This is a genomic window from Mycobacterium sp. NPDC050853, from assembly GCF_040653875.1.
Lineage (GTDB): Bacteria > Actinomycetota > Actinomycetes > Mycobacteriales > Mycobacteriaceae > Mycobacterium.
Genome location: NZ_JBFAGW010000010.1, coordinates 66482 through 84659 on the forward strand (window position 1 = coordinate 66482; position 18178 = coordinate 84659).

Here is an 18178-nt window from a genome sequence, read left to right on the forward strand (position 1 = left end):
AGCTTTCACGCGGGTCGTGGGCGGCCTACTCTGACTCTATGCGGCACTGGTTGCCTTCGGCCGCTGACCCGGCCCTCACCCGGCGGCAGCTGCTCGCCGGTGTGGCGGCAGTGTGCGCTCTTACGGGCTGGGGCACGCTCGCTCCCGCGGTGGCCGATCCGACGACTCCGCCGTCACCGAATCCGGCGATCTCCCACACCGACGCCGAGTGGCGCCAGCTGCTGACCCCCGACCAGTACCGGATCCTCCGGCAGGCCGGCACCGAGACCCCGTACAGCAGCCCCCTCAACAACGAGCATCGTGCTGGCGTCTTCAGCTGTGCCGGTTGCGGTTTGGACTTGTTCTCATCGGCGACCAAGTTCGACAGCGGCACGGGATGGCCGAGCTTCTGGCAGCCGCTGCCGCACACCGTGTCGGAAAGACCCGACAACAGCTTGGGGATGAGTCGCACCGAAGTGCTCTGCGGCCGGTGCGCGGGACATCTGGGCCACGTCTTCGACGACGGCCCCAAACCCACAGGGTTGCGCTATTGCATAAACGGCGCCGCGATGAGCTTCCGCGCCACGTAGTCGCTAGGTCGCGGCGATGATGACCACCAGCGCCGGCGTCTTCGACGTACGGCGTATCCGGTGGGTGCGGGTGGCATCGAGGTAGGCGCTGTCCCCCTCGTTCAGGACATGGCTAACATCCTCGTACTGCAGCTCGATCGACCCGCGGTGCACGAACAGAAATTCTTGCCCCTCGTGGGAAGGCTTATGCACCGCGAACTCCGTCGACGGGCTCGCCAGGAACGGCGTCATGATCTTGCCGAGCATCTCGGTGCTCAGCGCGTGAAACTTGCTGTCGTCCCAGGCATCTGCGGCACGGTCCACCACTACCCGGGACTCGTGGGCGTCATTGGTAAAGAGCCGAGTGACGTCGACATCGAGGGCCTGGGCAATGCGCATCGCGACGGACACAGACGGGGTGCTGTGTTCCCGCTCGACTTTCGACAGGTAGCTCTTGGTCAGACCCGTGCGACCGCCCAGCTCCTCGAGCGTCAGGCCACGTTCCCGGCGCAGCGCACGAACCAGCGATGTCATCCGGCCAGTGTGACACGAGGGTTCCTATTAACAACCGATGACAACCTACAGACACATGGTTGACCATATGACACATTGTGTCCTATGGTGGTGATCGAACACTCGAGACCCGAAAGGAGCACGGAAATGGCGAGCACACTCCACGACACCAAGTCGGACTTGATGGATCGCGCCGAACGCAGCATGGAGACTCACTTCTCCGACTCGGAATGGACAACACGACAGAAGGTCGCGCTCACCTGCCGAGCACTCTTCGACCGCGGGCACGACTCCGGCCTTGCCGGACAAATCACCGCACGCGCCGAGAAACCGGGCACCTTCTACACGCAGCGGCTCGGACTCGGGTTCGACGAGATCACCGAGGAGAATCTGCTTCTCGTCGACGAGGACCTGAACGTTCTCGAGGGATCCGGAATGGCCAACCCCGCCAACCGCTTCCACAGCTGGATCTATCGGGCACGCCCAGATGTGCAGTGCATCGTGCACACCCACCCGTTCCACGTTGCGGCGCTGTCCATGCTGGAGACCCCACTGATCGTGTCCCAGATGGATATCGCGCCGTTGTATGACGACTGCGCCTTCCTCCCGGACTGGCCCGGCGTACCCGTCGGAAACGAAGAGGGCGAAATCATCTCGGCCGCGTTGGGAGACAAAAAGGCGATATTGCTCGCCCACCACGGCCATGTCGTCGCCGGCGCCTCCGTTGAAGAATCCTGCTCATTGGCGGTATTGATCGAACGTGGCGCCAAGCTGCAGCTGGCCGCCATGGCAGCGGGCACCATCGCCCCCCTTCCCGACCGACTGGCCCGTGAGGCTCACGACTGGACGCTGACCCCCAAACGCAGCATCGCCAACTTCGGCTACTACGCCCGTACCGCGCTCGCCAATCACCCTGAGACCCTGAGGAATACCAAATGACGTCCACACCCCAGTTTCACGGAATCATCGCGTACCCCATCACCCCCTTCCTTCTCGATGACACCGTGGACACCGACCGGCTTGCCGAGCTGGTCTCCCGGCTCGTCGAGGACGGAGCCCACGCGATCGCACCATTGGGCAGCACCGGGGAGGCCGCCTACCTTGAGGAACGCGAGTTCGACGCCGTCGTGGACACCACGGTGGCAGCGGTGAACAAGCGGCTGCCCGTGATCGTCGGAGCCTCGGACCTCACCACCGCGAACACCATTCGCCGAGCACGCCACGCCGAGCAGGCCGGGGCCGACGCGGTGATGGTGCTGCCGGTGTCGTATTGGAAGCTCAGTGATCGCGAGATCGCACAGCACTACGCATCCGTCGCGGCAGCCATCGACATCCCGGTGATGGCCTACAACAACCCCGCCACCAGCGGCGTGGACATGAAACCCGAGCTCCTCGTCTCGATGTTCCGCGATATCGACAACTTCACCATGTTCAAGGAGTCGACGGGCGACCTGAGCCGGATGCTCGACATCCAACGACTGAGCGACGCACAGCTCCCCTTCTACAACGGCAGCAACCCGCTGGTGCTCGACGCACTCAACGCGGGTGCATCCGGGTGGTGCACTGCCGCACCGTGTTTGGCTCCCCAGCCGTGCCTGGATCTCTACAGCGCCGTGCGCGACGGCCGCGACGACGAGGCTAAGGCCATCTACGAGGGGCTCAAGCCGCTGCTGCAGTTCATCGTTGCGGGTGGGCTGCCCACCACCGTCAAGGCCGGTCTCGAACTGCAGGGGCGGGCCGTCGGCGACCCGAGGCGCCCGCTGCTCCCCCTGGATTCCGAGGGCCGCGAGACGCTACGGGGTATCCTCGCGTCGATATCTTAATAGTAATGGTTATCATTATCATGTGACCTCAGCCGAATCTTCACTCCTGCCCGTAACCGTGCTCTCCGGATTCCTCGGAGCAGGCAAAACCACCCTGCTCAACCACATCCTGGCCAACACCGAGGGACGCCGGGTCGCGGTGATCGTCAACGATATGAGCGAGGTGAATATCGACGCCGCCCTCGTTGCGGGCACCGGATATCTGGACCGCACCGAGGAGCGGCTCGTCGAACTCACCAACGGCTGTATCTGCTGCACGTTGCGCGAGGACTTAATCGAAGCCGTCGGAAACCTGGCCCGGCAGAATCGATTTGACCAGCTGGTCATCGAATCGACCGGCATCTCCGAACCCATGCCGGTCGCGGCGTCGTTCAGCTGGGAGTTCGAGGACGGATCCAGCCTGGGCCGGGTCGCCCGGCTGGACACCATGGTCACGGTCGTCGACGCCGCCACTTTCCTACCCGAATTGGCGCGCGGTGAGGCACTGGCCGACCGCGATATGGCCGCGGCAGACGGAGACGGCCGCTCCATCGCCGAGCTGCTCACCGATCAGGTCGAGTTCGCCGACGTATTGATCCTCAACAAGGTGGATCTGGTGAACGAACGCACCCTCGGGATGGTGGAGACGCTGCTGCGCCGCCTCAATCCGACAGCGACGATCGTGCGGTCCACCGGCGGCATCGTCGACCTCGACCTCGTGCTGCAGACCGGATTGTTCGATCCCGATCTGGCCGCCCAGACACCGGGCTGGGATGAGGAGATCGCCGCCGGGCACGCCCCGGAAACCGAGGAATACGGCATCAGCAGTATGACCTTCCGATCCGACCGCCCGTTCCATCCGCAACGGCTCAATGCCGCGCTGGAGAATCTGCAGGGACTGTTGCGCAGCAAGGGATTCTGCTGGATCGCCAGCCGCCCCGATATCGCCGCGATCTGGTCGCAGGCCGGGCCGAACCTGACCATCGAACCCGCCCAATTCTGGCAGGGCACCGAGATCGCCCCGGGACAGGAGATCGTCTTCATCGGCGTGCGACTGGACCGGCCCCGCGTGCAGCACCTTCTGGAGTCGGCAGTACTCACCGACGACGAGCTCGCCGCCGGTGTGGAGACTTGGCGGGAGTACACCGACCCCCTACCGAGCTGGGGTGTTATGCACGCCCACTAGCGGCGGGCAAGGGCCGCCTTCTTGGCACGGTTCCCGCAGGTATTCATGTTGCACCACCGTCGGTTGTTCGCGCGGGTCGTATCGACATAGAGGCCGTGGCAGTGCTCATCGGAACATGCCTTCACCCGGTCACGACCGGGGCCGCCCAAGGTATAGATGGCGTCGGCGGCGATCACGGACAGGGCATCGGCGGTACTCGCACCCCGCCACCGCACCTCGCCCTTCTCCAACACGCGGTATGGATTTCCGTTTCGGGACAGCGCATTCAACGCCCGAACATCGGCGGCCACAATCTGCCCGCCATCCGCGACGGCCGCCCCCGCACGATGAATGCATTCCCGCAACGCCTTAGCCGCAGTGAGGTCGTCGGCCATCACCTCATCGGAGAAGTCCAGCCCGCTGGCGTGCAACCACAACCGCAGGCGTCCCGGGTCGGTGAGCCGCTCGATTGCGGCACCTGCACGATCGAAGATGGTCGCGGTGAACCGGAATGCGAGCACTGCGTTGTCCAGCCGGAAAATCGTCCGAATATCCAGCGAGGCACCCTGAGTCATGCGAACCAGTCTAACCGGTTCGACAGATCGGAGGAGTTGATCTACGGTGGAACCATCTAAACCGGTTCGCTTGGAGGAGAGATGTCCGTCAATCACATCGGGATCACCGTTCCCGATATCGCAGCGGCAATCGACTGGTACCGCGAGGTATTCGGATTCGAATGCATCATGGGCCCACGAGCACTCGAATCCGGACCGGATGGCGAGCACCCGCCTGGACTGGACACCCGTTTCACCAAGGCGCGAATGGCCGGTCTGCAGACCGGAAACGGAGTGGGTGTCGAGCTCTTCGAGTTCATCGATCCCGTGACGGACCCACCACCGGATAGACCCGTCGAGTACACCCGGCGTGGCACCTGGCACCTCTGTCTAACGGTTCCCGATGTGGCGGAGCAGACACGCGCCGTCGCCCGGAGCGGCGGAAGGGTGATCACCGCACCGCGACCGGTCGTCACCGGCAGACCCTGGACGATGTCATATCTCACCGATCCATGGGGCACCGTCATCGAATTGATGAGCCACGACTACACCGAGATCTTCGCCAACTGGCCCACTGAAACAGGAGCACAGCAATGAGCACAATCGCCGTTATTGGACTAGGAGCCATGGGAAAGGCCATGGCCCACAATCTTGTTGCTGCGGGCCACGAGGTCTCGGTATGGAATCGATCTCCCCAACCCGTCCAAGAACTCACCGCCGCAGGCGCCCGCCCGCTCGGGTCGGTCGCGCAGGCATTCGAGTCCGGGGTGGTGTTCTCGATGCTGGCCGATGACCACGCCGTCGCCGAAACCTTCCTCGAATCAGAGGTTCTCGCCGCGGCGCGGGGAGCCCTGCACGTCAACCTGGCCACGGTCAGCACACAGCTGGCCGACCGTGCGGCGGCGTTTCACGCCGAGCACGGTGTCGGATACGTCGCCGCTCCGGTGTTCGGGCGGGTCGCCGTCGCGCAGGCCGGGCAGCTGCAGGTGCTGGCGGCAGGTACCGGTGACCACATCGACAGGGCACAAACATTTTTCGATGTCATCGGGGCGCGTACCTGGCGACTGGGCGATGCGCCGCGACAAGCCAACGTCGTCAAGATCATCGGGAACTTCCTCATCGCATCGGCCATCCAGTCGTTGAGCGAGGCCGTCAGCATGGCCGAACGTTCCGGAGTGAACTCCGAACTGCTGGTGGACTTGCTGACCAGCACCCTGTTTCAGGGACCGGCGTACAGCAGCTACGGCAAGCTCATCGCCACCTCCACCTACCAACCCGCCGGGTTCACAACTACCCTGGGCCGCAAGGATGTTGGGCTGGCACTCGATGTTGCGGCGGACACCGGCCTGCGACTGCCGATCGGCGAGGTACTGCGAGCGGTTCTCGATGAGGCGCTGGCCAACGGAAAGGCCGAGCTGGACTGGTCGTCCATCGCCGATCTACAGCGGGCGCGCGACGCGACGTGACTATGGCATGATGTCGGCAGGGAAAGCCTCACGTACACAGGCGACTAACGCTCGTTCATACGGAGGTTCCCTGTGGCTATCGATGCATCCCCAACACTGTCGGCGCGGCGTCCGTTCCCCGCCCGTCTAGGGCCGAAAGGCTCTTTGATCTACCGACTTGTGTCCACCACCGATCACAAGTTGATCGGAATCATGTATCTGGTCACATGTTTCGCGTTCTTCATGGTGGGCGGGCTGATGGCGCTGCTCATCCGCGCAGAGCTGACCACCCCGGGTCTGGCATTCCTGTCCAATGAGCAGTACAACCAACTGTTCACGATGCACGGCACGGCGATGCTGCTGTTCTACGCGACGCCCATCGTGTTCGGCTTCGCGAACGTAGTACTGCCGCTGCAGATCGGCGCACCCGATGTCGCCTTCCCGAGATTGAACGCGTTGTCGTTCTGGCTCTTCCTTTTCGGCGCGCTCATCGCGATGGCGGGATTCATCACTCCCGGTGGTGCGGCAGACTTCGGCTGGACCGCCTACACACCCCTCTCCGACGCCATCCACTCACCGGGAGCCGGTTCTGATCTATGGATCTTGGGCGTCGCGGTAGGCGGTCTGGGCACGATCCTCGGCGCTGTCAACATGATCACCACGGTGGTGTGTATGCGTGCACCTGGCATGGTGATGTTCCGGATGCCGATTTTCACCTGGAACATCCTGGTAGTCAGCGTGTTAGTGCTACTGGTGTTTCCTTTGTTGGCGGCCGCCGCCATCGGATTGGAGGCGGACCGCAGGCTGGGTGCGCACCTGTACGACCCTGCCAACGGTGGTGTCCTGTTGTGGCAGCATCTTTTCTGGTTCTTTGGGCACCCCGAGGTGTATGTGCTCGCACTGCCATTCTTCGGTGTGGTGTCCGAGATCTTCCCGGTGTTCAGCCGCAAGCCGATCTTCGGCTACACCACTCTTGTGTATGCCACATTGGGCATCGGAGCACTGTCTATCGCGGTGTGGGCGCACCACATGTATGCGACGGGAGCTGTACTCCTGCCGTTCTTCTCCTTCATGACGTTCCTGATCGCGGTTCCGACCGGTATCAAGTTCTTCAACTGGATCGGGACCATGTGGAAGGGGCAGTTGACCTTCGAGACGCCGATGCTGTTCTCGATCGGCTTCCTGGTCACCTTCCTGTTCGGCGGCCTGACCGGCGTCCTCCTTGCGGCTCCGCCCATAGACTTCCACGTGACAGACTCGTACTTCGTGGTGGCCCATTTCCACTACACGTTGTTCGGCACCATCGTGTTCGCGACCTACGCCGGTGTCTACTTCTGGTTCCCGAAGATGACGGGTCGCCTGCTCGACGAGCGTCTCGGCAAGTTCCACTTCTGGTTGACCTTCATCGGGTTCCACGCCACGTTCCTTGTGCAGCACTGGCTGGGGAACCAAGGCATGCCACGTCGCTACGCCGACTACCTACCGTCCGACGGTTTCACGGAGTTGAACATTGTCTCCACCGTTGGCGCGCTGCTGCTGGGCGCCTCGATGCTGCCGTTCGTATGGAACGTGTTCAAGAGCTACCGGTACGGCGAGGTCGTCACGGTCGACGACCCGTGGGGTTACGGCAACTCCCTGGAGTGGGCCACCAGCTGCCCGCCGCCGCGGCACAACTTCACCGAGCTGCCCCAAATACGTTCGGAGCGGCCCGCATTCGAGCTGCACTATCCGCACATGTCCGAACGCATGCGCGCCGAGTCGCACGTCGGGCACTAGCCCGGTACGTGACCGCCCTCGGGTTCACGCCCGAACACGAAGCGCCGGCCGTTGATCTGCGACGGGATGATCCGAACATAATGGAGCTTCACGGTGGGTATCCACGGGTACAGGCCGGCGCGGTCCGCCTCGTCGATGTCCACAGAGGTGTTGAGTACCTGTGCGGCGCCACGCACGACAACGCTCCAGCCTCCGATGTCGTTGTGATCGTCCGCCTCGAACAGCACCTGATCGCTCACCACGGAGCCGAAGAGCTTGGTGCCCTCTGCGGTTCGGAATAACACAGTGCCGCGCTGGGTAACGAAGTTGATCGGGAAGATCTCGGGTCTGTCGTCGATCACAACCACCAGCCTGCCCAGCGCAACACTCGACAGCAGGGTCCAGCTTTCATACTTGTCGAGCAGGGTCATCGACTTGGATTCGGGCGTCATGACTGGATGATCGCCAGTCATGACGCCCGAGAATAGATCCGAATGTCACCGATCGAGATGACTAAGCGACGAAACCTGTTGTCAGGCAGCGTCCTTATGCTCCTGGTGCGATGTGCCGCTAGCGCGAGCCGGCCTTCTCGCCCTCCTCGAAGACCGCAGACGCGGGTCCCACGATCAGCGGATCCGGCGTACCCAGGATCTTCGCGTCCTTGTTGTCGTAGTCGAACTGCGACAAGACGTGGCGCATCGCCTCTAGCCGGGCACGCTTCTTGTCATTGCTCTTGACCACCGTCCACGGTGCGAATTCGGTGTCGGTGTAGAAGAACATCGCTTCCTTGGCCTCGGTGTAGGCGTCCCACTTGTCGAGGGAAGCGAGGTCGGTGGGCGAGAGCTTCCAGTGGCGAACAGGATCTGTACGTCTGGCCGCAAACCGCGCGAGCTGCTCGTCCCTACTCACCGAGAACCACAGCTTGATCAGATGTGTCCCCGAATTCACCAGCATCCGTTCATATTCCGGAGCCTCACGCAAAAATTCGGCACACTGCGCGGGAGTGCAGTAACCCATGACACGCTCGACGCCCGCCCGGTTGTACCAGGAGCGGTCCATCAACACGATCTCCCCGCCGCTGGGCAGGTGCGCGGTGTAGCGCTGGAAGTACCACTGCGTCTGCTCCACCGAGGTCGGCTTCTCCAGCGCCACCACGCGGGCACCGCGGGGATTGAGGTGTTCGGTGAACCTCTTGATCGATCCACCCTTACCGGCGGCGTCTCGGCCCTCGAAGACGATGCAAATCTTCTCGCCGCGTTCCTTCACCCACAACTGCAGCTTGAGCAGCTCGATCTGCAGCTTGCGTTTGGCCTTCTCGTACTCCTTGCGGCTGAGCTTTTCGTCGTAGGGATAGCCCTGCTTCCAGGCATCCTTGGCCTCTTTGTCGCGTTTGATCCCGCCACGCAGGCTTGCCAGCTCATCGAGTTCTGCGGCGTAGTCCACCGTGACCGAAGCGTTGTGCTTGTCTTCATCACCCATGGATGAAGCATCCCACGTGGGCACAAAGTCCCACGTGGGAAACCCTGACGCCAGTTAGGCTAAGCGGCCCGCCAAACGGGGCGGAATCAGGCGCATGATCAACGTCACCGGTGCCCACGGCCAGCGCGGCACCGCGGCACGGCCGGGCTCCCTCTCAATGGCATCCACCATCGCCGTCACGCCGGTCAGCGTGTCGACCATCATCGGCGTGGTGGGCGACTTGGCGCTCAGATCGGTCTGAATGTAACCGGGCTCGATGGTGCTTACTTTGATTGGGCCGGTGGCATATTCGGCGCGCAGCGACTCCCCCAACGAGGAAAGTCCAGCCTTGCTGGCTGCGTAGGCGGCCTTGGTACCGGGCAGCCCCTTGGCGGCCGTCACCGATGAGATGAGAACAAGGTGCCCTGCATTCTGTTCCTTGAACAGTGCCAGCGCCGCCTCGATCTGCACCAGTGCACCAATGAGATTGGTTTCGATGGTCTGGATATTGGCCCATGACTTGCCACCTCCCAGATGCCAGCCCTTGGCGATACCGGCGTTCACCACCACGCGGTCCAGGCCACCGAGCTCATCGCGCAGCTCACCGAAGACCACCGGCACAGCGTCGTGGTCGGTGACGTCCAGAGTCCGCACGGCGACCTTGATTCCCGCGTTGGCCGCCAGCAGCTCCGCCTTGAGTTCTTCCAGTGCCTCGGCGCGGCGGGCGCACAGGGCCAGATCGCGTCCCTTCGCGGCGAACTGACGGGCCATCTCGGCGCCCAGGCCGGAACTCGCCCCGGTGATGAGTATCTTCTGTCGCGTCACGTGGTCACCTTATTTGAGGAGCCGCGAGAGACGACGGTCGGCCAGCACCTTGCCGCCGGTCTGACACGTCGGGCAGTACTGGAACGATTTGTCGGCGAACGACACCTCGCGCACCACGTCACCGCATACCGGGCAGGGCATTCCTGTTCGGGCATGCACCCGCAAACCAGATCGCTTCTCCCCCTTGAGAGTCGCCGCCTGTTGCCCCACACTGCGCTGCACCGCGTCGGCCAGGACCGACTGCATCGCCTCATACAACGCCGTCAGTTGGCCCTCCGTGAGCGCCTTTCCGCTAGCGAAAGGGGACAGCTTGGCCACGTGCAGGATCTCGTCGCTGTAGGCGTTTCCGATCCCGGCGATCACCCGTTGGTCGGTGATCACATTCTTCAGGCGCGCACTGGTACCGGACAGGATGTCGGCCAATCCGTCGGCGGTCAGCGAGAGGGCGTCGGGCCCCAATGAGGCGATCTGCGGAACCTTGGACGGGTCGTCAACAATCCATACCGCCAGCCGCTTCTGGGTGCCGGCTTCGGTGAGATCGAATCCCGCTGCATCACCTGGTGTTCCGAGGTGTACCCGTAGCGCTATCGGACCCTTACCCGGTTTCAGCGGCGCCGCAGCCAGCTTGTCGGACCAGCGCAGCCAGCCGGCCCGCGACAGATGCGTGATGAGGTACAGGTTTCCGGCCTGCAGGCCCAGGTACTTGCCCCAGCGCGTCGCACCCGTCACCGTCAGGCCATACAGGGCGGTGATCGGCGGATCGAATGTCTTGAGTACCGAGAACGCCGAGACGTCGATGCGGCCGATAGTGGCCCCGGTGGCGCGGCGACGCAGGTGATCGGCGAGCGCCTCGACCTCCGGTAGTTCGGGCATGGGGTCAGTCTGCCCCTACTCGCCGACACTCCGCAGCAGGTAGGTGTCCATGATCCAGCCGTGTTCGGCCCGAGCCGCGGCACGAACTTCGGCGATCCGGGCGCCCACCTTCCCGACCGTCCCAGATACCAGCAGTTCGTGCTCGGTGCCCAGGTAGGCGCCCCACCAGATCTGCGTGGACGGATCCAGCTGCCGGAACGCACAATCGCCGTCGAGCATCACCACGACGGTTCCTGCGTGGGGCCATTCGTCCAGCAGCCGCCGCCCCGTCGTGATGAGCACCGGTTCTCCGATGCCGTTCAGCACAATCCTGTGCCGGGCGGTCAGCGCGGAAATCGCCGTGATACCCGGCAGCACGTCGTATTCGAATGCGTTCGGATCGTCAGCCAGGATCGCGTCGAGAATCCTCAGCGTGCTGTCGTAGAGGGACGGATCACCCCACGCGAGAAACGCTCCGGTACCACCTTCGGCCAGTTCAGAAGCAATTGCCTTGCCCCACAAGACAGCCCGCTCGGCGTGCCACTGCCGCACCACACCGCGGTACTCGCCCCTACCGCGCACCGGATCGGCCAACTCAACGAAACGATAGTCAGGGTCGGCGACGTACCGTTCACAGATGTGGCGGCGCAGTTCGACCAGATCGCCCTTGGTGTCGCCCTTGTCGGCGACAAAGAAGACGTCGACCTCATTGAGCGCCGCGATTGCCTGCACGGTCAGGTACTCGGGATGGCCTGCGCCGATCCCGATGACGCGAATCCGTCGCATTCAGACCTAGGAAGCAGCCGACTTGGAGGCCAATACCGGTGAGATCTCCTGATCGGTAATGACTGAGACGGTGAGCAGATCGCCGATGAAAGCGCCCAACTGTTCGTCGCTCTGCGTCTCCACGACACCGGGGGTCACCAGCAGCGACGCCGCGATCCGGAAGCTCCATTCGGCGGCGGCCTTGACGTTGATGACGGCGAGCTGTTCCTCGGTGAGTAGCTTGCGGAAGTACGGAGCCAGCAACACGGCGGTCTGGTCGATGAACGGGCGGGCCTTCACCGTCAGGTACGGCAACACCTGCTCGGGGTTCTCCTTCAGGCCCTTCTGCAGCAACGGGTGGTGGCGACCATGCTGGACGATGCGCACGATGGCGTCGATGAACCCGGTACGAGGACTCTTGGCGGTCGCGAAGACGGGCTCCAGTATTTCCCCAAACCGAAGAAACTCGCGGTGGAATAGTGCCTCGATGATCGCGGCCTGGTCCCCCACATGCTTATAGACGGTGGGCCTCGACAGACCGGCCTTCTTGGCGATCAGTGCATGCAAACGGGCTTCGTACCCATGTTCCAGCAAGCATTCTTCAGCGGCATCGAGGATGCGGCGGCGAATCTCGCCGTGGTCGCGGGTACGGCCGCGATGGCTCGATCGGCTCACTTTCATCGGTGCCTTCCTTCATGCGCCACGCCATTTACGTGGTACTTCGCGTCTCACTTGACGCCTCAACCTGCAACGTTTACGTTTGACATCTTAACGGAAAGGACGGTCGACGGTGACTGCCACCCTTAATAACGGGTCAGCTCGGACCCCAAACCGGGAGGAATACTCCGACCGGTTGCTCAAAGGCTCGGTACGCCGGTCTTACCAGCCAATGGTCGACCTGGACTGGGACGCACCGTTAGATCCCGACAAATACTTCCTTCCCCCGAAGGCAATTTCGCTCTACGGCACCGACATCTGGAACAACATGTCTCGCGCCGAACAGATTGAGCTGTCTAAGCACGAGATGGCCAACGTCCTGTCTGTCGGCATCTGGTTCGAGAACATTCTCAATCAGAGCCTGCTGCGCGCTCTCATGCATGCCAACCCGAGCAGCAACGAGACTTTTTACTCGCTGACCGAGATCGGTGACGAGACCCGGCACATGACGATGTTCGGCAAGGCGATATCGCAAGCCGGGATTGAGCCCTACCGACTGCCGCTCTACCAGCGGTGGCTGGCCAACGCCCTGCCGCTGGTCCTCAAGGGTCCCATGCTGTGGGTGGCCGCGCTGATCGGCGAGGAGATCTTCGACGCCATCCAGCGCGAGATGATGGACGATCCAGAACTGCAACCAATGGTCGCGCGGCTCATGCGAATTCACGTCACCGAGGAAGCTCGGCACATCCAGTTCGCCCGCGACGGCCTACGCCAGCGTATTGGCAAACTGCCGCGGTACGCGCGCTTCATCGTCCGGCATGTCAACGGCTTCGGCGGTCCCATCTTCATGTACCTGTTCACGAATCCGAGGATGTACCGCAATGTCGGGTTACCCGGATATCAAACCCAGAAGATCGCGTTCCGCAACGAGAGCTTCCGCGCGACACAACAGCTCGGCTTCGCACCGCTGTACAAGTTCCTCACTGATATCGGGCTGATGGGCGGAACTTCACGCTGGCTGTGGCGCAAAGCGAAGTTCGTCGCCTGATGGAAGACGACGAGGTCTTCGACGGCACCGCAACGATCACCGCCGGGGAGTTCACCGTGGAGTCCCGGGTCCGGCTGATGAGTTTCTTCAACCCACTGGACGGCAAGTTCCATTGGCAGGGAACGATTTATGCCAAGCCCGAGGGTGGCGAGCTCAGGGGCGGGACGCAGGTGGTCATCGCCATCGGTGCGACCAGCGCCCAGGGACGGATCACCGAGCAGACCCCGTGGGGCCACTTCTCGGTGGCAGGAGTCGGCGCACCGCCGTATCCGTTAGCCGAGATCGAGCTCGACGTCGCCAACTGATTTGTCGGTACGCAGGCCACGCCAGCTGGAATGCTTCAGAATCCCTCCCGGCGTGCGGTCCCCGTAGCGGACCTCGGCCACCAGGACCGGCTCGACGAACTGCACGTTCTTGGCCTCGACCGCGGAAAGCGATGCGCTGAAAGGCGATTCATCGCGGTGCAACGGTTCTAACCGCTCCTTGAGAGAAGCCAGTTCCTTCTCGGTGAACCCGGTGCCCACCCGGCCTGCATAACGCAGTCCGCTCTCGTCCGGTATCCCCATGAGCAGGGCTCCGATCCCGCTGCTGCGTCCGCCTTGCCCCGTGCGCCAGCCACCGATGACGATCTCCTGGCTGCTCCAGTTCTTCGCCTTGATCCACGACTGGGTGCGGCCAGGAGCGTAGGTGGAATCCAGCCTCTTCGCGACAACGCCCTCCCATCCCTGGGCGTGTGAATGCGCAAGTGCCCCGCTGCCGTCGCCGTTCAGTTTCTCCGGAACGGTCATCGACTCGGTACCGGCACCCAACACGTCGAGCAGTCGACGCCGGTCATGATACTTGGTGCGCAGCAAGGATTTTCCGTCCAGATACAGCAAATCGAAGGCCCAGAACTCCGTCTGCGTGCCCGACGTCCGGTGCTGCAGCAGCGAGAAGCTTGGCAGCCCTTTCGGGTCCAGCACAACGACCTCCCCATCCAGAACCACACGGTGTTCGGCCAATTCGAGGGCTAGCCGCTGCAATGCCGGGAACTCCGCGGTGACATCACGCCCGCTGCGCGCGAGTGCCCGCAGCTGCCCGTGGTCACATTCGAGGATGAGCCGGTAGCCGTCCCACTTGCCCTCGAAGGCCCACTCATCGGCAGCCAGGCCCGCGACGGATCCGGTGCTCGGCAGCATGGGCGCGAGGCCCACCGGCATCGTGGTCGGTGATCGCTGATCCTTCATCCGGTGGGCCAGCCATTGCTTGCCGTTGGTTCGGATCAGTGCGTACCGCCCAGAGATTCGCTTACCGTGCAGGGTGACGATGACCTCCCCCTTGGACATGCCGTCGGCGCCTGCGTCGTCGCGGGGATCGATGAACTTCTCAGTGTCGTAGGTGCCCGAGTCCCAAATGGTCACTTCGCCGGCCCCGTACTCCCCCTTCGGAATGACGCCCTCGAAGGTGCCGTATTCCAGCGGGTGGTCCTCGGTATGCACCGCCAGATGATTGACCGACGGTTCCATGGGCAGATTCTTGGGAACGGCCCACGAGACCAGCACACCGTCGCGCTCCAACCGGAAATCGTAGTGCAGCGCCGTGGCGTGATGCTCCTGAATGACAAACGAATTATTCTGACTTGCTTCGGGTTTGAAGGCAGGAACGGGCTCGGGGGTGCGCGCGGGGTCGCGCATGCTGCGGTAGGCGGACAGCCTGTCCTCGATGATCTCGACGTCGTCGAGCCCGGCCAACAAGTCACCGTCGCGCTCGGCACGTGCCAGCACCTCGTCGAACCGCAACTGGCGCAGATCCGGATCGTCCAGCTCCTCCCAGGTGCGCGGCGCGGCAACGGTCGGCGTCTCGCGGCCACGCAGCGAGTACGGGGCCACCGTCGTTTTGGAACCGCTGTTCTGACTCCAGTCCACGAAAACCTTGCCCGCACGCAGTTGACGTGTCATGGTCGCGGTCACCAGGTCCGGCATCTCCTGTTCCAGCTGAACCGCGACCTTCTTCGCGACAGCCACCGCACCGGATGAGCTGACCGGTTGCGCCAGCGGCACATACAGGTGAATGCCCTTGCTCCCACTGGTCAACGGGTAGGTCGTCAGGCCGATATCGTCGAGCACATCACGCACCGCACGGGCGACTTTCGCCAGCTGCGGCATGCTCACTCCCTCGCCGGGGTCCAGATCGAAGACCAATCGAGAAGCAGGACCAGGATTTTCGCCGACGAAACGCCACTGCGGCACGTGCACCTCCAGTGCCGCCTGCTGAGCGATCCACGCCAGCGCAACCGAGGTATCGATCAACGGATAGGCGACGTACCGGGACTTGTGCTCGATGCGCCGCCGCGGCAGCCAATCGGGCGCCGATGAAGCCAGGTCCTTCTCGAAGAATGACGGCTGGTCAACCCCATTGGGCCACCGTTTGCGGGTGACCGGACGCCCGGCGACATGCGGCAGCATGAACGATGCGATCGCGGTGTAGTAGCCGAAGACATCCGCCTTGGTAACGGCCGCAGTGGTCCCGGTTTCCGGGTACAGCACCTTTTCCGCATTGGTGAGACGCACAGAGGGGCCCGAATCTGGCGCCGATGAGCCGCTTGCGCGAAGAGAATCGGGCCTGGTGGGCCATACTTGGGGTATGCGTTCCATCTGGAAGGGCTCCCTCGCCTTCGGGCTGGTGAACGTCCCTGTCAAGGTATACAGCGCGACCGAGGACCATGACCTCAAGTTCCATCAGGTCCACAACAAGGACAACGGTCGGATCCGCTACAAACGCACCTGCGAAGAATGCGGCGAGGTCGTCGAGTTCCGGGATATCAACAAGGCCTACGAGGCCGAGGACGGCCGCACGGTCATCATCACCGACGAGGATATGGCGAGCCTGCCCGCCGAGTCGAGCCGCGAGATCGAGGTGCTGGAGTTCGTGCCCCTGGCCGAGCTGGATCCGCTGATGTACGACAAGAGCTATTACCTGGAGCCGGACAGCAAGTCATCGAAATCCTATGTGCTGCTGGCACAGACGCTGGCGCAGACCGAACGGGTAGCGATCGTGCACTTCGCGCTGCGTAACAAGACTCGGCTGGCGGCATTGCGGGTCAAGGACTTTGGTAAACGTCAGGTGATGATCATCCACACCCTGCTGTGGCCGGACGAGATTCGCGAGCCCGACTTCCCGGTGTTGGACAACGAAGTCGCCATCAAACCGGCCGAACTGTCGATGGCCGGGCAGGTGGTGGAGTCGATGGCCGACGATTTCGACCCGAGCCGATACAACGACACCTATCAGTCGCAGCTGCTGGAGATGGTGGAGGCCAAACTCGAAGGTGGCGAGGCGTTCACCAAGGAGGATGCGCCCACCGAACTCGACGCCACCGATGTCTCGGATCTATTGGCCGCGCTGGAAGCCAGCGTCAAGAAGCGGCAGGCAGAAAAGGCCAGCACCAACTAATCACCGAGCGCGGGGCTCACGCGAATTTCGCGACGAATTCCCACGCTGGGCTCGGACTCGCCGCGGCGCAAAGTTTCGGGTACTCTAACTTTTCTATTCGGGTAACTGGAACAAGGAGACGTGATGCTGGAGCGGCCCAAGCAGACGAGCTCGTCGCGCGGGCTATATCTACTGGGGCCCGCATTCGTCGCATCCATCGCCTATGTCGATCCCGGAAACGTCGCGTCGAACGTCAGCGCAGGCGCGAAGTTCGGCTTCCTACTGGTGTGGGTGATCGTCACCGCCAATGCGATGGCGGGATTGGTGCAGTACCTCTCGGCGAAGCTCGGCCTCGTCACCGGGCAGTCACTACCCGAGGCGGTCGGTGACCGCATGTCGCGCCGCACTCGGATCGCCTATTGGATACAGGCCGAATTGGTCGCCATGGCAACGGATCTGGCCGAAGTTGTCGGCGGGGCAATCGCGCTCTATCTCCTGTTCGATCTGCCGCTGCTGATTGGCGGTGTTATCACCGGCGTGGTCTCGATGGTGCTGCTAGCCGTACAGGATCGGCGCGGGCAGCGGACCTTCGAGTACGTGATCTCGGCGCTACTGGCGATCATCGCGGTCGGGTTCCTCGCCAGTGTGGTGGTGCAACCGCCGCCGCTCGCCGAGACCGCCGCGGGTCTCATCCCCCGCTTCCAGGGCGCCGAGAGCCTGCTGTTGGCCACAGCCATGCTGGGCGCAACGGTCATGCCACACGCGGTGTATCTGCACTCTGGCCTGGCCCGAGACCGTCATGGACACCCTGCGGCCGGCGAGCCGCGCCGCAGGCTGCTGCGCATTACCCGCTGGGACGTGAGCCTCGCGATGGTGTTCGCCGGGGCCGTCAACATGGCGATGCTGCTGGTCGCCGCGACAAATCTGCAGGGCCGCGACGGAGTCGACACCATCGAGGGCGCGCATGCCGCGGTTCGCGACAGCCTCGGCCCAACGGTGGCCTTGCTCTTCGCGATTGGCCTACTGGCATCGGGGCTGGCGTCATCCTCGGTGGGCGCCTATGCGGGAGCAATGATCATGCAGGGTCTCTTGCGCCGGTCAATCCCCATCGTGACGCGGCGGCTCGTGACACTGCTGCCCGCCTTGGCAATCCTCGCGACGGGTATCGACCCCACCCGTGCGCTGGTGGTATCCCAGGTGGTGCTGTCCTTCGGCATCCCCTTTGCACTCATCCCCTTGATCCGGCTGACCAGCGACCGTCGGCTGATGGGCGCCGATGTGAACCACCGCATCACGACGGCGCTCGGCTGGATCATCGCCGCGCTCATCTCGGCGCTCAACGTCGTCCTCATCTTCCTTACCCTTGCGAACTAGTTTTCT

The 18178-nt window shown here is 63.1% G+C and carries 20 protein-coding genes and 1 pseudogene; 11 read left to right on the plus strand and 10 right to left on the minus strand.

Annotated features, from left to right (window positions below; all coding sequences use genetic code 11):
- The first annotated feature begins 38 nt into the window (after positions 1-38).
- Positions 39-569, plus strand: a complete 531-nt coding sequence (gene msrB / locus AB0H22_RS23615; protein ID WP_358149500.1) for a peptide-methionine (R)-S-oxide reductase MsrB — start codon at positions 39-41, stop codon at positions 567-569.
- A gap of 3 nt (positions 570-572) precedes the next feature.
- Here msrB and AB0H22_RS23620 read toward each other — a convergent pair whose 3' ends face one another.
- Positions 573-1082, minus strand: coding sequence for an XRE family transcriptional regulator (locus AB0H22_RS23620; protein ID WP_358149502.1), 510 nt, complete (start codon positions 1080-1082; stop codon positions 573-575).
- 126 nt (positions 1083-1208) lie between these two features.
- On the opposite strand from AB0H22_RS23620, the gene AB0H22_RS23625 reads away from it, so the two are divergent.
- The 3 genes from AB0H22_RS23625 to AB0H22_RS23635 are packed head-to-tail and all read left to right on the plus strand — an operon-like array spanning position 1209 to position 4049.
- Positions 1209-2000, plus strand: a complete 792-nt coding sequence (locus AB0H22_RS23625) for an aldolase (RefSeq protein WP_358149504.1) — start codon at positions 1209-1211, stop codon at positions 1998-2000.
- Complete coding sequence (locus AB0H22_RS23630) at positions 1997-2884, plus strand: dihydrodipicolinate synthase family protein (protein ID WP_358149506.1); 888 nt, start codon at positions 1997-1999, stop codon at positions 2882-2884. Before AB0H22_RS23625 ends, AB0H22_RS23630 begins: the two co-directional genes overlap by 4 nt.
- A 22-nt stretch (positions 2885-2906) precedes the next feature.
- Positions 2907-4049, plus strand: a complete 1143-nt coding sequence (locus tag AB0H22_RS23635) for a GTP-binding protein (RefSeq protein WP_180751210.1) — start codon at positions 2907-2909, stop codon at positions 4047-4049.
- Here the strand turns inward: AB0H22_RS23635 and AB0H22_RS23640 are convergent.
- Entirely contained in the window at positions 4046-4603 is a 558-nt protein-coding gene (locus AB0H22_RS23640; RefSeq protein ID WP_358149508.1) for an ABATE domain-containing protein, read from the minus strand. The genes AB0H22_RS23635 and AB0H22_RS23640 overlap by 4 nt on opposite strands.
- Before the next feature lie 81 nt (positions 4604-4684).
- Between AB0H22_RS23640 and AB0H22_RS23645 the strand changes: the two genes are divergently transcribed.
- From AB0H22_RS23645 to ctaD, 3 genes are all read left to right on the plus strand, one after another.
- Positions 4685-5179, plus strand: a complete 495-nt coding sequence (locus tag AB0H22_RS23645) for a VOC family protein (RefSeq protein ID WP_358149511.1) — start codon at positions 4685-4687, stop codon at positions 5177-5179.
- The gene (locus AB0H22_RS23650) at positions 5176-6048 is read left to right on the plus strand and encodes an NAD(P)-dependent oxidoreductase (RefSeq protein ID WP_358149513.1); all 873 of its coding nucleotides are present in this window, start codon (positions 5176-5178) and stop codon (positions 6046-6048) included. The genes AB0H22_RS23645 and AB0H22_RS23650 overlap by 4 nt, the downstream gene beginning before the upstream one ends.
- 72 nt (positions 6049-6120) lie before the next feature.
- Positions 6121-7803, plus strand: coding sequence for a cytochrome c oxidase subunit I (gene ctaD, locus AB0H22_RS23655; protein ID WP_358149515.1), 1683 nt, complete (start codon positions 6121-6123; stop codon positions 7801-7803).
- Here ctaD and AB0H22_RS23660 read toward each other — a convergent pair.
- The 7 genes and pseudogenes from AB0H22_RS23660 to AB0H22_RS23690 all read right to left on the minus strand — a co-directional run bounded on the left by AB0H22_RS23660 (position 7800) and on the right by AB0H22_RS23690 (position 12363).
- Positions 7800-8234 carry a pyridoxamine 5'-phosphate oxidase family protein gene (locus AB0H22_RS23660; protein ID WP_180751205.1) on the minus strand — a complete coding sequence of 145 codons (435 nt, stop codon included), beginning with the start codon at positions 8232-8234 and terminating at the stop codon, positions 7800-7802. The genes ctaD and AB0H22_RS23660 overlap by 4 nt on opposite strands.
- 118 nt (positions 8235-8352) lie before the next feature.
- Positions 8353-9261, minus strand: a complete 909-nt coding sequence (gene ppk2, locus AB0H22_RS23665) for a polyphosphate kinase 2 (RefSeq protein ID WP_358149518.1) — start codon at positions 9259-9261, stop codon at positions 8353-8355.
- Positions 9262-9315: 54 nt separating this feature from the next.
- Positions 9316-10065, minus strand: a complete 750-nt coding sequence (locus tag AB0H22_RS23670) for an SDR family oxidoreductase (protein WP_358149520.1) — start codon at positions 10063-10065, stop codon at positions 9316-9318.
- 9 nt (positions 10066-10074) lie between these two features.
- Complete coding sequence (locus tag AB0H22_RS23675) at positions 10075-10563, minus strand: zinc finger domain-containing protein (protein ID WP_358149603.1); 489 nt, start codon at positions 10561-10563, stop codon at positions 10075-10077.
- Between the two features lie 132 nt (positions 10564-10695).
- Positions 10696-10938, minus strand: a pseudogene (locus tag AB0H22_RS23680) (DNA-formamidopyrimidine glycosylase family protein); the annotation flags it as partial.
- 15 nt (positions 10939-10953) lie between these two features.
- Positions 10954-11703: a precorrin-6A synthase (deacetylating) gene (cobF, locus tag AB0H22_RS23685; RefSeq protein WP_358149523.1), complete on the minus strand. Its 750-nt coding sequence runs from the start codon at positions 11701-11703 to the stop codon at positions 10954-10956.
- A 6-nt stretch (positions 11704-11709) separates the two neighbouring features.
- Positions 11710-12363, minus strand: coding sequence for a TetR/AcrR family transcriptional regulator (locus tag AB0H22_RS23690; RefSeq protein WP_180751200.1), 654 nt, complete (start codon positions 12361-12363; stop codon positions 11710-11712).
- A gap of 109 nt (positions 12364-12472) precedes the next feature.
- Between AB0H22_RS23690 and AB0H22_RS23695 the strand changes: the two genes are divergently transcribed.
- Both AB0H22_RS23695 and AB0H22_RS23700 read left to right on the plus strand, forming a co-directional pair.
- Complete coding sequence (locus AB0H22_RS23695) at positions 12473-13387, plus strand: diiron oxygenase (protein WP_358149526.1); 915 nt, start codon at positions 12473-12475, stop codon at positions 13385-13387.
- Positions 13387-13692: a DUF4873 domain-containing protein gene (locus AB0H22_RS23700; RefSeq protein WP_180751198.1), complete on the plus strand. Its 306-nt coding sequence runs from the start codon at positions 13387-13389 to the stop codon at positions 13690-13692. Before AB0H22_RS23695 ends, AB0H22_RS23700 begins: the two co-directional genes overlap by 1 nt.
- Here the strand turns inward: AB0H22_RS23700 and AB0H22_RS23705 are convergent.
- Positions 13660-16020, minus strand: coding sequence for an ATP-dependent DNA ligase (locus AB0H22_RS23705; protein WP_358149528.1), 2361 nt, complete (start codon positions 16018-16020; stop codon positions 13660-13662). The genes AB0H22_RS23700 and AB0H22_RS23705 overlap by 33 nt on opposite strands.
- Between AB0H22_RS23705 and AB0H22_RS23710 the strand changes: the two genes are divergently transcribed.
- Positions 16010-16819 (plus strand): Ku protein, encoded by an 810-nt coding sequence (locus tag AB0H22_RS23710; RefSeq protein ID WP_358149531.1) that lies wholly within the window; start codon positions 16010-16012, stop codon positions 16817-16819. The two genes, AB0H22_RS23705 and AB0H22_RS23710, sit on opposite strands and share 11 nt — an antisense overlap.
- Before the next feature lie 123 nt (positions 16820-16942).
- On the plus strand, positions 16943-18172 hold the full coding sequence (locus AB0H22_RS23715; protein WP_180751195.1) for an Nramp family divalent metal transporter: 1230 nt from the start codon (positions 16943-16945) through the stop codon (positions 18170-18172).
- Positions 18173-18178 lie beyond the last annotated feature (6 nt).